Source organism: Agrococcus casei LMG 22410, assembly GCF_900163565.1.
Taxonomy (GTDB): domain Bacteria; phylum Actinomycetota; class Actinomycetes; order Actinomycetales; family Microbacteriaceae; genus Agrococcus; species Agrococcus casei.
In genome coordinates, this window is sequence record NZ_FUHU01000037.1 from 1 (window position 1) to 13169 (window position 13169).

Sequence of the window (13169 nt, forward strand, 5' to 3'; positions counted from 1 at the left end):
CCCTTCTGTGGCCATACAACCACTCTCAAGTGTCCGCGTCACCGGGGCAAGTCCACTTCTGTCCAGACTGACGGGATCGTGCATCCGTCGGTTGCGCACTTCGGGTAGGCGACGTTCAGCGCCTTCCGCTGGGTCGGCGAAAAGAGCCTCTGCGATCGTCCGAGTTTCAGGACGTTGCCGTTGTCGTCAGTGATCGCCGCCTGGACGGCGCCGTCACAGATGACCCTGGCTGCTTCAGCGACGGGGATGAATTCTTGGGTGCGGCTGACGCGTGCGAGTGCGGGTGTGCCGTCTGCGTACTTGGTGATTTCACGCATCGGCACGGTGACGAGGAGGGTCGGTGCGCAGCCGCCTTGGGTGCTGGAGTCCTTGGACTTTGCGGCGGTGGTGAAGGCGCGCACGAGGGCGTCGGCCATCTTCTGTGTGCGGGTGCGCATTTCGATGTCGGGGTCACCGTCGGGAGCTGAGAGTCGTGTGCGTGGGGCGGCGTTGGCGTCGAGGAACTGCAGCACGGCAGCGCCTTCTGGTGCGGGCAGCAATGCTCGGAGGGAGACCATGCCGTCGTCTTGCACCCACGCTGTGCATTCGCGACGTGCCTGCTGCTGCGCAGCCTGCAGCTCGACCTGCTCAGGGTCATGCTCGGCGAACCAGCCGCGAATGCTGTCGCGCAGATCTTCGGGACTCCACGGCTGGCTGGAGTCACTGCCTTCAGCGAAGGCGACCGCGCTACGGTCGGCCATGGCGAGGAACTCCGCATCGAAGCAATCGCGCTGGCGATCAAACTCACGCACGATGATGATCGCCTGTGTTGATGAGATGCTGCCTGCTTCGATCGCCGCAGCCAGCACGGGGTATTCGCGGTGCTGGAGCAGTTTGCCAAGCCGCACGTAGGAGTCGGCCTGACCCTTCGCGAACCCCACCTCGTGCTGCAGCAGGTTGGCGGTGGAGGAGTACTGGAGGTCTTTCGCAACACTCGACAGTGTCGAATCAGCGTGCTCGAGCACCTGCGCAAACCGCGCCAAATGTGCTTGGTGTTGCAGCGCGAACGCGGTCATCGCATCCAGCGTCGCAAACCGCTCACCAGTGGAACACGAAGTGAAGTCAGCGAAGGCAGCATCGAACACGGCAGCCGCCTCAGCAGTGAGCTGCTGGATCGCAGTTGCGGTGCTCATATGGCCACCTCCTTCGTTAGAACAAACGTACTAGTGACGCCTGACACGAAGCACGCCAGAACGGCACCTGTGGAGAAGGACTTCTGTGGAGAGCTGCGCAGGGGGGGGGTTACTACCCTGAGTGCATGGACGAATTCAAAGTCGGTGACACTGTGCAGATTCTGACCGGACCGATGCGGCACTCCGTGGGCACCGTTGTGTACCTCTACGAAGCTGAAAAGACGTATCTGGTGAGGGTCGGGGTCAGTATGCAGCAGTACTACAAGCCTGACGAGATCCGGCTTTTCCAGCCATAAGGCTCGCTAGGGACGCTGGCCGTGCTATCGTTTGAACATGTTCACTGAACGCGTTCAATCACGAACCTCGATGAAGGCTGATACCCACAGCAGCGTCGTGCAGGCTGCAACCGAACTGTTTCTCCGACACGGACCTGACGTCACAATCCGTCAGATCGCCGATCGAGCAGGTGTCAGCGTCGGCACGGTCATGGGGGTTGCTGACAAAGACGGCCTGATCGTTCGCGTGCTTGACACCGTCATTGCCGACTTGCCGATGCCAGCCCCATCCGTCTCGCCAGATGCGACGACTGCAGTGATGCAGCAGCTGACGCCGTTCGTCGAATGGTTCAGCAACCACGTCGACCTCGCCCGCGCCTATCTCGCTGTGCTGGTATCCGGTCGTCAGAGCTCGCAGGTGTTCGAGAGTCTCGCTCAACGCCTCATCAGCAGCATTGCGGCAGTGCTCGGTGACGAGCCTGAGGCGAAGGTGACGGCACACCTTATTCACCGCGCGTACCTCGGTGAACTGATGATCTGGGCAGGCAGCGGCGACACGAGCCCTACACCTACCCTCGAGAACCTCAGGCGGAGCGTTCGCACGTCCATCGGATCGAGCACCCTGACATGACCCTCATCGCTGACCCCTGGTGGCTCTCTGTTGCGCTGGCGGCCGTACTGCTGGTCGACGTGATCCTGTCAATCCGACCACCCGCATTCATTCGCGACTGCCTGAACGGGGTCGGATTTCCGCGAGCGTGGTGGTGGACACTGATCGCAATCAAGTCAACAGCAATCGTCGGACTGCTGGCGGGTCTCGCCGTTCCAGGAGTCGGTCTCGCCGCCAATGTGGGCGTCGTCGCCTACTTCATCTGCGCCACAGTCGCCCATGTGCACGCCAGATTCTTCGGCTCGGCATTCTGGGTCAACTGCCTCGGCTTCCTGGCCTTCGCAGTCGTCACACTCGTCGTCTGCCACTTCGTGACGTGAATGACTAGTGAGCTTGCAACACTGCCCAACCAATAAGCGAATCAATGCGTCGCACATCGGCTCCCTTGCCGAGCTTGATCTTGATGTGACCCGCCCGAGTCCAGAGCTCGATTTCGGCATTGAAATCGAAAGTGCCTGCATTCTCTGACGACCACATATTGATCGACGAGTACGGCAGAGAATACATCTCTACCTTCTTGCCCGTCATGCCCTGAGCATCGCGAACAATCAACCGCTTCGTCGTGAAAGTTGCCGAGTCTCTGAAGGTCTTGAAGGCTGCGACAGCCTGCTCGCCTTGCACCAGCAGCTGGCCGATGTCGTTGGGTATCGCAATTTCGTTGTGCAGCGTCCAAGACAGGTTGGGGGTGATTTCCATTGGGGGACTCCGTTGTCGGGCGCCGATGCAGAAACCGGCGGTGGTTCTCAGGCAGTGTGAAGTCATCATACGAACGAATCCGAACTTTTCACGCAGTCGACTTCGTAGACTCACCAACATGACCACCCCACCCTCGCGCAACGCGAGCCTCGTCGGCGTCGGCCGAGCTGCGACCGGCGTGACGATGGTGGCTGTTCTTGCGTACGCCTACGCCCTGCGGATCGCAGCAGAAGACGGCAACCCGTTCGACTTCTTCGGATACTTCACGAATCAGACGAGCTTGGCGACCGCGCTTGTGCTTATCGCCGCAGGTGTGCTGTCGCTTGCAGGCAGGCGTGCACCGGGCTGGTTCTCAGTCACGAGAGGCATAGTCACCGGATACCTCCTCGTCGTCGCGCTCGTCTACAACGTGCTCGTACCAGGCACTGGCTCCGCCCCGCCATGGGTGAGCATTCTCCTGCACATCGTCTTCCCGGCAGTGGTCGCCCTCGACTGGCTGCTCATCGGCGACCGGCCGCCCCTGCCGTGGCGACATCTCTGGACGCTGCTGCCGCATCCGATTCTCTGGCTCACCGTCGTGCTGATCAGGGGCGCAACCGACGGCTGGGTGCCCTACGGATTCCTGCTCGTCGAACGCGGCATCCCGTCACTCTTCGTCCACGTCGTGGGAATCCTCGCCGTGATCGTCGCCTCAGGCGCTCTCGTCTGGCTGGCCAGCCGAGCCCGCGGAATCGTGCTCAGGCGCAAGCGCGAGTGAATGGGCGGCCGCAGTCACGAGAAACTGCAGAAGTCGGATGCGCGCACGAGAAACCGCAGAATCTGCGGCTTTTCGTGACGTTGCGGCATCTCGTCACACGCCGCTCGCGACCAGCTCTGGCGTCCGCAGCGCCCCAAGAAACTGCGCGATCCGCCGAGCAGCAGGCAGTCGGCCGGCAGCTGCCTCACCAGCTTCGACACCCGAGTTGTAGTTAGTGTTCGTATTGATGTCATAGACGACCTGGCGACCATCGGCAGTTTCAATGAACTCGACTCCCGCCAGTTGCACATCCAGCACAGACAGCAGGGCAGCGAGTCTCACCACCAGCGGCGTCTCGGCGGTTATCTCTTCACGCAGCTGAAACTGTGGCGCTGCATCAGGCACCTCGCACGCATCGGCCGGGCACAGTTCGAACGAGCCGCCAGACACGTCGACTCGTACCGCGTAGTGAAACTCGCCACCGATGAACTCGGCCCGCGTGATGAACGGCTCAGCCGGCTGCACGTACTCCTGAATCAAGGTGATGCCGTCGATCGGAGCATTCTCTCCGCCCGGTGCAAACTCAGTCGCCGCATCTGCAAAGTCTGCATGCGAGTCGAAGCGGCGCACGCCTAAGCCCTTACCGCCCTGATTGTGCTTCGTGATGAACGGAGGGGCAAACCCTGCAGCAGCCTCGACCAGCCGCTCGCCGCCGAACACCGCAACCGTGCGCGGCACGTCGAACCCGCGAGGCTCGAGCTCGCGATGCTGCCGCACCTTCGACACCTCGAGCTCGTAGACGCCCGCCCCATTCACCACGGTGCGCCCCGCCGCCTCAAGCCACGCAAGCACCGCGCGCCCGTATTCCTTCACATGAGGGTCGGTGCGCGTGTGCGAAGACGCGGATAGTCGAGACCAGTACACGACATCGGCCGGAGTCTGCGAGAGATCCAGGGTGATGCCCGGCAGCAGCCACTCCTCGAACTCCACGCCCTCGGCCTCGAATGCTGCGGCGAGGGGCGGAATCCACTCGGGATTGTCGTGGATGATGACGACCTTCGCGCCGCCGCCTGCAGACTCAGGCATGCTGGTGCCCGGTCGCCGTCTCGAACAGGCTTGCGGCGATCGGCTCGACATCCAGCCGCAGCACGTCGTTGAACTTGTTGAAGAACGTGCAGGTGGTGATGCGCATGGTCAGCTCGAGCACCTGCTTGTCGTCGAAGTGCTCGCGCAGCTGTGCGAACAGCTCGTCATCGACTCGGTTGGCGTCGGCAGTCACCTGCTCGGCGTATGCGATGACCGCACGGTCGAGCTCGTCGAAGGCGTCGACCTCGCGCCATGTTCCGTCGATGACGGCATTGACGTGCTCGATCGTGAGCCCAGAGTCGACAGCCTGCGGCGTGTGATGGACCACGCAGTACTCGCAGGCGTTGCGCGCACTGACCGCCAGCACCGCGAGCTCGAGCTGCCGCTTCGGCACGACGCTGTGGTGGTAGTACGCCAGCAGCAGGTCGGCGACGGCCCGCAGCAGCGGCGGGTGGTGCGCAAGCGTCTCTGCCTGATGGATGAACTTGGTCAGACCAGCCTCGTGAAACTCGTCGTACACACCGCGGACCTCGTCGGTCGCCTCTTCGCGGCTGATGTAGGGGAGTCGTGCCATGGTTGCTTCCAATCTCGAGTCGCCAGGGGCGAACTCGGTCACTTCACGTTCTCGGGAATCCAGGTCGGCTCGGTGTCGACGTAGTCGGCCACAGTGATCTCGTTCTCGATCAGCCCGGCGTCGAAGAACGTGTCGGCGAGATCCTGCTGGGCCTGCACCGCTGCGTCGTCCATCGCGAGCACGCCGTAGTCGCGCCGCTCGTTCGCCGTCTCGAGCGGAGCTGGGTCGAGGCCGAGCTCATCGGCGAGGATCGCAGCCGCGTCGACCGAGTTCTCGTTCGCCCACTGGTTCGACTTCTGCAGCTCTTCGAGGATGATCGACAGGATCTCGGGGTCGTTCTCCATGAACTCCGGCGTCGCGAAGTAGAAGGTGCGGTTGTCGGCCAGCCCCTCGGCGTCGAGCACCGTGGTGGTCTCGATCTGCTCCTGAATGATCGCGAGGAATGGATCCCACGTGCCGAAGACCTCGAACTCGCCCTGCTGGAAAGCCGCCATGCCGTCGGCGGCATTCGCGTAGTAGACGACGTCGACGTCGTCGATGCTCAAGCCTTCGCGATCGAGCGCCCGCAGCAGCAGGTAGTGCATGTTGCCGCCCTCGACGACCCCGACCCGGCTGCCTTCGAGGTCAGCGACCGTGGCGATGCCGGAGTCGGCCCGTGAGAGCAGGGCCACGCCCTTCGGGTACGGGTTCTCAGAGGCTGCGTACTCGATGGGCTTGCCGTTGGCAGCCGAGAAGATCGCGTTGGCGTCAGACGAGTGACCGAAGTCGATGTTGCCGGTGTTCAGCGCCTCCAGCACGAGCGTGCCGATCGCCAGCTCCTCCCAGGCCACCTCATAGCCTTCGGCTTCGAGGCGATCCTCGAGGGTTCCCTGTGCCTTGAGCAGCGCAAGCGTATTGCCGGGCTGGTATCCGATGACGACTTCGCCGCCCTCTGTGCCACCCCCATCCGCAGAACCGCCTCCGCCGCATCCGGCCAGCAGGAGCACAGCGGCAGCTGCCGCCGCAATGGACTTCGTGAAGCGATTCATGAGTGAGACCTTTCGGGTTCGTGCAGGATGGCGTCGAGCAGCGTGTTCTCGTGCGCCAGGAAAGCGGGGTCGCGGAGGCGAGGGCGTGGCAGGTCGATTTCGAGGTCGAGCGCGATGCCGCCGTCTGCGAGCACGATGACTCGATCGGCGAACGACACCGCTTCGCCGACGTCGTGCGTGACCAGCAGCGATGTGAAGCCGCGCTGCTGCCAGAGTCCCTCGATGAGCCGCTGCATCTCGAGTCGCGTGAGCGCATCGAGCGCACCGAGCGGCTCGTCGAACAGGATCACCTCGGGCGAGCTCGCAAGCGCGCGGGCGAGTGCGACGCGCTGACGCTGACCGCCCGAGAGGCTGGCCGGCCACTGGTCGACCTTGTCGGCGAGGCCCACAGCCTGCAGGCTCTCGACCGCCCGGTCATGATCGGTCGCGGTGATCGCCACGTTCTGCAGCACCGAGCGCCATGGCAGCAGGCGGTCGTCCTGGAACATGATGCGCAGCTGCTCATGCGGCTTCGTGATGTGCTGGTCGTCGAGCAGCACGCGCCCGCCGGTGGCCTCTTCGAGTCCGGCGACCGAGCGCAGGAGGGTGCTCTTGCCGCAGCCGCTCTTGCCGACGAGGGCGACGAACTGGCCGGCCGGGATGTCGAGGTTCAGGTCGCGAAGCACGCTGTTGTCGCCGAAGCTCTTGGAGTACTGGTCGATCGTGATGCTGATGCTCATGGGCTGCTCCTTCAGGCCTTCGGGGTTGCGCGGAAGGCGGGGTTCCAGCGCAGCAGGCGCCGCTCGAGGAAGACCGCGATCATGTCTGAGAGCTTGCCCAGCAGCGCGTAGATCACGATGGTGAGCACGACGATGTCCATCTGTACGAACTGGCGCGCCTGCGTTGCGAGGTAGCCGATGCCGCCGTTCGAGCCGATCGTCTCCGCGACGATCAGCGACATCCACATGATGCCGAGGGCGTAGCGGACGCCGACGAGGATGCTCGGCATCGCGCCGGGGATGATCACCTCGCGAAACAGTGCCGTCTTGCTGAGTCGGTAGACCCGGGCCATCTCGATCAGGCGGGGGTCGATGTTGCGGATGCCGTTGTAGGTGTTGAGATAGATCGGGAAGGCGACGCCGAGCGCAACCAGGAAGACCTTGCCCTCCTCGCCCAGGCCGAACCACACGATGACCAGGGGGATGAGCGCCAGGTGCGGCACCGTTCTGATCATCTGGATCGACGTGTCGAGCAGGTTCGCGAGCACCTCCGAGACGCCGTTGAGCAGCCCGAGGGCGAAGCCGATGAAGCCGCCGATCGCGAAGCCGATGAGCGCTCGCCGCGTGCTGATCCACACGTGTTCGGCCAGCTCGCCGTTTGCCGCCAGCTTCACGCCGGCCTGCACGACCTCGACGGGGCTCGGCAGAAAGTCGCTGCGTGACAGCTGCCAGACGACCAGCGCCACGAGGGGAACGATCCAGGGGATGGCCTGCAGCCAGAGCCTGCGTCGGCTGCGGGACTTCTTGCGAGCGGGGGTGCCGCTTGAGCTCGGGGTCTCTTGGCCTCGGACGTCCGCCTTGGGGGCGGCGGCTTCCTCGGTGGTGGTCACAGCGCGGTCCTGTCTTCGAGTCTCTCGCCGGCATCAGATTGCCGACGACGTGACCCAGATTGACAGGGGCTGAGGCCGGAACCAATTGCCCTTGTCATAATCTGTAACACGGGGTGACATTAGTGCAGATAATGAGCAATTGCCCAAGAGCTGCACGCCCGGCGACACCTACCCGCCGTTCAACAGCCCTTCTGCGAACCCTGCGGCTCGCAGCTGCAGCTCGTCGATCCGGCGCTCACGGGCGGCGACGACGTCGTAGCCCTCGTAAGCGGGCGGCATGTCGTTGCGAACGTTCCTCGAGCACTGGAACTCGAGGCAGACGAGCGTCGCGACGGTGTTGCCTCGACGCCCGGCATCACCGGTGCGCTTCGCACTCCAGAGGGCCACCTCGTTCGGCAGTCGCACATCCCGGCACCAATTGCACATGGCACGCGCTCGCGCCGACGACTCGGCCTGCTTGAGGGCGATGCCGATCGGGTCGCCGTCGAGCTGCGGAATGATGACGTACGCGCGGCGGGCGAACTTGGGGTCGCGCCAGCCGAAGACGTCGTGTGCCTGCCAGTCAGCCTCGGTGAGCTCGTCGAATCCGGCGGGCAGCGTCATGTCCTTCACCTCCTTGCGGGAGGCGTTGATGAACGACGATCGGATGAATGATTCGGTCAGGAGTTGCATGATGGAGCCTTTCGGTGCACGTCGCAGCATTGCGGATGCGCGGTGCAGCCGTCGTGAATGAGTGGGTTCGTCAGAACAGCCGTGCGGGGCAACAGGTGCAGGCACGGCCGGACGGGTCAGCTACTCACCGTCAGCGAGTGCTTCGCTGACGACCTCCTGACGCTGCGAGTGCAGCTCTCGATAATTCACGTCGGCCAGTGTACGCCCGTGGGTCGCCCTTGCCAGTGCTGTGAATTCCTGTCAGAATTGCGGTAGCTGTTCTGATCGATGTCTGGAGTGACCATGAAGTTCACGCATGCCGCAGGTGCGCTCACAGGAGCCGTTGCCCTCTCGTTCGCACTCACCGGGCTCGCGCCGGTGCTCGATTCCGCAGATCAGCCGACCGACGAGCAGATCGCCTACGCAGAGCAGGTGGCGGCATTCGCTGCTGAGAATCCCGCGCCGGTGGCACCCGAGGGCAGTGACAAGGCAGAGCTCAATGCGTTCGCGCTGGAGCAGCTGGAGTACCTGCAGTCAGTGCCGTGGGAGGCAGTGACAGGGCAGTGGGGATGCGCGGTCGACGTGCAAGAGCCGGTGCTGTCTGAGCTGGGCGGCGATGTGGATCTCGGTGACGGCGTCATCCTCGAGGAGGGAACCCTCTTCGCCGAGCTCAGCCACATTGCTTCGGCCGAGTGCGGCGCGGCAGATGTGACAGCGGTTCAGCCGCGGGCTGAGCTGCTGTAGGCGCGCAGCAGGCACCACGGCGTCACGGGGTGCCGCAATATGGGCGGGTGTGCACGAGAAGCCGCAGAATCTGCGGTTTGCGGTGACATTGCGGTTTCTCGTGAACGCGAGCCGGCAGAAACCGGGCGTGGGCAGTCACTTTCTGCGCCTGGCGCGGGCCCCGAAGGCGTCAAGGGCTGCCAGAATCTCGGGAGCTTCCCAGATGCGATTGCGGCGGCCCTCGTTTGTCTGAGTCAGAACGCGCGCTTCGACGAGGCGGGCGATGGCGTTCTGAGCAGCGACCTCGCTGATGTCGAGCTCGAACGCGACGGTTTTGGCGTTCACAACCGGCTGTCGCAGCAGGTGATCCTTGACACGGTGCACTGATGAGTCGCGTCGGGCGGCTACCTGAGTGTCCCAGCGCAGAGCGGCGGCTTCGATGTCGGCGACCAGCGCCTTGCCATTCCTCACCGCGGCAAACGATGCCTCGGCTACGGCAGTGACAATTGCGTCCGGTCGGCCGGCGCGGTACTCGGTCAGGGCACTGAAGTACGCATCCGTGTCTTGCAGCAGACCCGCTGACACCGGCACTGTGACGCTGCGCGTGAGCCTTCCGCGGCGCAGCATGCTCTGCAGCAGGGCGCGCCCCGTGCGGCCATTGCCATCGGGGAACGGGTGCACGGTCTCGAACTGCGCGTGTGCGATCGCCGACTGCACCAGCACGGGCAGGTCGGTGCGGCGCATGAACTCGACGAGGTCGGCCATGAGTGCTGGCACTCGATCGTGATGCGGCGGCACGAACGAGGCTGCGTGCGGAGAGATGCTGCCTCCCCCGATCCAGACCTGCTCTTGGCGCCAGTGGCCCACATGCTCAGGCGCCGAGGCTTGCAGCAGAGCCTGGTGCATCGCCAGGATCGAGCCCTTGTTGATTTCATCTGACAGTGCAATGGCCGCGTTCATAGCCCGGACATTGGCCACCACCAAGCGCGCGTTCGCTGATTTCGAGACACCCATCTCTGCCAGCGCCACCTGCTTGGCGCTCGAGGTGAGATTCTCGATCTCAGAACTGGAAGCAGACTCTGTGCGCAGCAGAATCGCGGCGAATGGTGCAGCGATCAATCCGGCTTCTGCATCGAACCGGGCGAGCTCCTGGCTGGCGTCATCTGCCATGGCGGCCGTCGCCGGTGACAGCGGCACCGACTCAGCCTCGATGATCGGCGGCACCGCGGCCTGGTAGTCACCGCGAGCTTGCAGCCGAGCGCGACGAGATGCGATCAGGTCATCGCTGCCGCTGGGCACCCAGGTATGTGCCTCGTGGCCGATCGCGGGCCAGGAAGCCTGTGCGGATGCGCGGCTGCCGTTGGTCATGGGGCAAGCTTACCAAAGGCTAAGCGAATATCCTTTGGTATGGACGGGCGTTAGCAACGGCTGCGTCACGGGGTGCCGCAATCTGGGCGGTTGTGCACGAGAAGCCGCAGAATCTGCGGTTTGTGGTGACATTGCGGTTTCTCGTGAATGCGAGCCGGCCGAAACCGGGCGCGGGCCCCGCAGAATCGCACCGCAGACAAGAAGAAACCCCTCCATGTAGAAGCTAGGAGGGGTTTCAGTGGCTCCGACCGGCATCGATCCGGTGACCTTTCGATTTTCAGATTGATCAGGGGTTTTTAGCTACCTTATATATAGGCAGATCGGCAGAATCACGCGGTTTGGATCGGTGAGTGTCAGTTAGCTTCAGTTGCTTCTCACGAGATTTACGGCACAAATATGGCACACCCCCTCAGCCTGCGGCGGCGAGAAGCCACGCGGCACAGCCGCGCTGCTCTGGACACGCGAGACTCAGGATGTTAATGTGTACACAACATTACACAAAAGCGAAAAGGGATGGGCGATGAGCACCACCGTTGGAGTTCGCGAGTTCCGACAAGGTCTCGCAGAGTTCATTGACCAAACCGAGCCTGTGACCATCACTCGACATGGGCAGACGGTTGGTCTGTTCATTCCGGTGCATCGGGATCGTAAGGCCGACATTGCGGCGTACGCCGAGGCAGCACAGAAGGCGAATGCGCTGCTCGAAGAGTGGGGCACGAGCGAGGACGAGGTCGTGACTGAGTTCGATGCCTTGCGACGAGAAGACCGTCAGGCAGAACAGAGCACATGAGCTCACGGCGCATCGTCCTCGATGCAAATATTCTTGTTCGAGCCGTGCTCGGCAAGCGCGTGAGGGAACTTATAGAGCAGTACGGTGCGGAGGTCGCTTTCTTCGTACCGGGACTCGCATTCGAGGAAGCAGAGCGGCACCTCCCCACTATCGCCGCTAAACGAGATCGTGACCCCGAAGCGCTGATTGAATCACTTGATCGTTTGCGAGCCGTTGTAGAGACAGTGGACGAGAGTGTCATCACTCCCCTACGGAGCACTGCCCTGGCTCGCATCGGTTCTCGCGATCCGATGGATTGGCCGGTAGTCGCCGCTGCCCTCGCACTTGACTGTCCGATCTGGACAGAAGATCGAGACTTCTTTGGCTCAGGGGTCGCAACATGGACAAGCGCACACGTCGAGATCTACTTACGCGGAGACTGCACGAGAGCAATGCTTGGCCAGTGAACTCATCATCGCTTCCTGCACTTCAGCCGTCTAACTCGGCGATGAAGTCGACACAAAGTCAGTGGTCGGCGTTAGTGTCTTGCCCATGCCAAGCTCCCCACCCGAAAAGCCCTACGGTTCAGCAAGCGACCTTCCATCAGTCAAAGAGATGGAAAAACAAATCACAGCATTCAAGCTACTGGGGTTTCTCCTGTCCAAGGAACAACGAACGGAGCTGAAGGGTCTTCAGCGCGAGCATCGCCGCATCGTCTCGATCGTGGACAGATTTTACGATCATCTTGGCGAACGAAACTGGGTGTTCACGGGCGATCTCAACCTGACTGCGATGGAAGAAGTGGCCAACGCTAAAGATTCAGAGACCGCTGAGTTACGACTCATCGCTTACTACAACTCCGAGAACCGCATTGAGTTTCCACTCGGGCGCCTTCACCGCTTCGATGCGATGCGACCACGTATCCCTTTGCTGAGGAAGGCTCTGGTTGACTATCACGAAGGCCGACACTACAGCGCTGTGCTCGTCCTGCTTTCTGTCATGGATGGTTTCGTGAACGACTTCGACACATCAATCCGTCAAGGATTGCATGCTCGCTCAGAGGAAGACATGGTTGCCTGGGACAGCGTGGCTGGACATCATCTTGGTCTAAGCCATGCGCATGGTTCTTTTCTAAAGGGCTTCTACAAGACGGATACGACTGAAATTATCGATCTTTATCGAAATGGGATTATGCATGGCATGCTCGTAAATTTCGATAACAAGACAATTGCTACCAAGGCCTGGAACCGGCTTTTTGCAGTTGCAGATTGGGCGGACTCGCGCGAGCGTCGAGCCAAACCTATCGAGGCAACACCGGGTCTGCTGCACGAGTAGGTGACAGGTTGTAGTCACGCCGCCAGTGCGACGGTCGTGTTCATGATGGTCTCGAACTCGATGGGCGTCAAACGGCCCAGGCGGGCCTGGCGTCGGCGGCGGTGGTAGGTGCGTTCGATCCAGGCGACGATGGCGATGCGCAGTTGCTCGCGAGTGGTCCAGGAGCGGCGGTCGAGGACGTTCTTCTGCAGCAGCGCGAAGAACGATTCCATGGCGGCGTTGTCTCCGCTTGACCCGACTCTGCCCATGCTTCCGACCATGCGATGACGGGTGAGCGCGCGCCGGTATTTTTCGGCTTCGGAACTGAGATCCTCGGTCCGAATGCACGATGCAGCCGGCGACGTTGCCGCGCATGGCGACCGCGTTCTCGAGCGCTTGGACGGCCAGTCGAGACTTCATCCTCGAGTCGATGGAGTACCCCACGATCCGCCCGCTGAACGCGTGGCGGATTCAGAGAGCCAGCGCAACACCGTGAATAAGCTCGTTCATCTTCTCACG

Annotated in this window: 17 protein-coding genes and 1 pseudogene; 8 read left to right on the forward strand and 10 right to left on the reverse strand. The window is 62.5% G+C overall.

Going from position 1 to position 13169, the window contains the following annotated elements; all coding sequences use genetic code 11:
• Positions 1-38 precede the first annotated feature (38 nt).
• Positions 39-1172 carry a DUF222 domain-containing protein gene (locus CZ674_RS08745; RefSeq protein WP_086992143.1) on the reverse strand — a complete coding sequence of 378 codons (1134 nt, stop codon included), beginning with the start codon at positions 1170-1172 and terminating at the stop codon, positions 39-41.
• A gap of 125 nt (positions 1173-1297) precedes the next feature.
• Here CZ674_RS08745 and CZ674_RS14270 point away from each other — a divergent pair, with 125 nt between their 5' ends.
• From CZ674_RS14270 to CZ674_RS08755, 3 genes are all read left to right on the forward strand, one after another.
• Positions 1298-1468 carry a KOW domain-containing RNA-binding protein gene (locus tag CZ674_RS14270; protein ID WP_200810076.1) on the forward strand — a complete coding sequence of 57 codons (171 nt, stop codon included), beginning with the start codon at positions 1298-1300 and terminating at the stop codon, positions 1466-1468.
• Positions 1469-1538: 70 nt separating this feature from the next.
• Complete coding sequence (locus CZ674_RS08750) at positions 1539-2078, forward strand: TetR/AcrR family transcriptional regulator (RefSeq protein WP_159456945.1); 540 nt, start codon at positions 1539-1541, stop codon at positions 2076-2078.
• Positions 2075-2437, forward strand: a complete 363-nt coding sequence (locus tag CZ674_RS08755; protein ID WP_086992145.1) for a DoxX family protein — start codon at positions 2075-2077, stop codon at positions 2435-2437. The genes CZ674_RS08750 and CZ674_RS08755 overlap by 4 nt, the downstream gene beginning before the upstream one ends.
• A gap of 4 nt (positions 2438-2441) precedes the next feature.
• Here the strand turns inward: CZ674_RS08755 and CZ674_RS08760 are convergent, their stop codons facing one another.
• Complete coding sequence (locus CZ674_RS08760) at positions 2442-2813, reverse strand: PH domain-containing protein (RefSeq protein WP_086992146.1); 372 nt, start codon at positions 2811-2813, stop codon at positions 2442-2444.
• Positions 2814-2931: 118 nt separating this feature from the next.
• Here CZ674_RS08760 and CZ674_RS08765 point away from each other — a divergent pair, with 118 nt between their 5' ends.
• Complete coding sequence (locus CZ674_RS08765) at positions 2932-3570, forward strand: Pr6Pr family membrane protein (protein WP_086992147.1); 639 nt, start codon at positions 2932-2934, stop codon at positions 3568-3570.
• Between the two features lie 93 nt (positions 3571-3663).
• On the opposite strand, the gene CZ674_RS08770 is transcribed toward CZ674_RS08765, so the two are convergent.
• From CZ674_RS08770 to CZ674_RS08795, 6 genes are all read right to left on the reverse strand, one after another.
• Positions 3664-4635, reverse strand: coding sequence for an ATP-grasp domain-containing protein (locus tag CZ674_RS08770; RefSeq protein WP_086992148.1), 972 nt, complete (start codon positions 4633-4635; stop codon positions 3664-3666).
• Complete coding sequence (locus CZ674_RS08775) at positions 4628-5209, reverse strand: carboxymuconolactone decarboxylase family protein (protein ID WP_086992149.1); 582 nt, start codon at positions 5207-5209, stop codon at positions 4628-4630. Before CZ674_RS08775 ends, CZ674_RS08770 begins: the two co-directional genes overlap by 8 nt.
• Before the next feature lie 38 nt (positions 5210-5247).
• Positions 5248-6237, reverse strand: coding sequence for an aliphatic sulfonate ABC transporter substrate-binding protein (locus CZ674_RS08780; protein ID WP_086992150.1), 990 nt, complete (start codon positions 6235-6237; stop codon positions 5248-5250).
• Positions 6234-6956: an ABC transporter ATP-binding protein gene (locus CZ674_RS08785; RefSeq protein ID WP_086992151.1), complete on the reverse strand. Its 723-nt coding sequence runs from the start codon at positions 6954-6956 to the stop codon at positions 6234-6236. The genes CZ674_RS08780 and CZ674_RS08785 overlap by 4 nt, the downstream gene beginning before the upstream one ends.
• Positions 6957-6967: 11 nt before the next feature.
• On the reverse strand, positions 6968-7825 hold the full coding sequence (locus tag CZ674_RS08790) for an ABC transporter permease subunit (RefSeq protein ID WP_200810077.1): 858 nt from the start codon (positions 7823-7825) through the stop codon (positions 6968-6970).
• 168 nt (positions 7826-7993) lie between these two features.
• Positions 7994-8497, reverse strand: coding sequence for an FBP domain-containing protein (locus CZ674_RS08795; RefSeq protein ID WP_086992152.1), 504 nt, complete (start codon positions 8495-8497; stop codon positions 7994-7996).
• Between the two features lie 282 nt (positions 8498-8779).
• Here CZ674_RS08795 and CZ674_RS08800 point away from each other — a divergent pair, with 282 nt between their 5' ends.
• Positions 8780-9220, forward strand: a complete 441-nt coding sequence (locus CZ674_RS08800) for a hypothetical protein (RefSeq protein ID WP_086992153.1) — start codon at positions 8780-8782, stop codon at positions 9218-9220.
• 135 nt (positions 9221-9355) lie between these two features.
• On the opposite strand, the gene CZ674_RS08805 is transcribed toward CZ674_RS08800, so the two are convergent.
• Positions 9356-10567 (reverse strand): Fic family protein, encoded by a 1212-nt coding sequence (locus tag CZ674_RS08805; protein WP_086992154.1) that lies wholly within the window; start codon positions 10565-10567, stop codon positions 9356-9358.
• 520 nt (positions 10568-11087) lie between these two features.
• Here CZ674_RS08805 and CZ674_RS08810 point away from each other — a divergent pair.
• From CZ674_RS08810 to CZ674_RS08820, 3 genes are all read left to right on the forward strand, one after another.
• Entirely contained in the window at positions 11088-11357 is a 270-nt protein-coding gene (locus CZ674_RS08810; protein ID WP_086992155.1) for a type II toxin-antitoxin system Phd/YefM family antitoxin, read from the forward strand.
• Positions 11354-11803, forward strand: coding sequence for a PIN domain-containing protein (locus tag CZ674_RS08815; protein ID WP_086992156.1), 450 nt, complete (start codon positions 11354-11356; stop codon positions 11801-11803). Before CZ674_RS08810 ends, CZ674_RS08815 begins: the two co-directional genes overlap by 4 nt.
• An 85-nt stretch (positions 11804-11888) precedes the next feature.
• Entirely contained in the window at positions 11889-12671 is a 783-nt protein-coding gene (locus CZ674_RS08820; RefSeq protein ID WP_143244700.1) for a hypothetical protein, read from the forward strand.
• A gap of 14 nt (positions 12672-12685) precedes the next feature.
• Here CZ674_RS08820 and CZ674_RS14025 read toward each other — a convergent pair.
• Positions 12686-13121, reverse strand: a pseudogene (locus CZ674_RS14025) (DDE-type integrase/transposase/recombinase); the annotation flags it as partial.
• Positions 13122-13169: the final 48 nt, after the last annotated feature.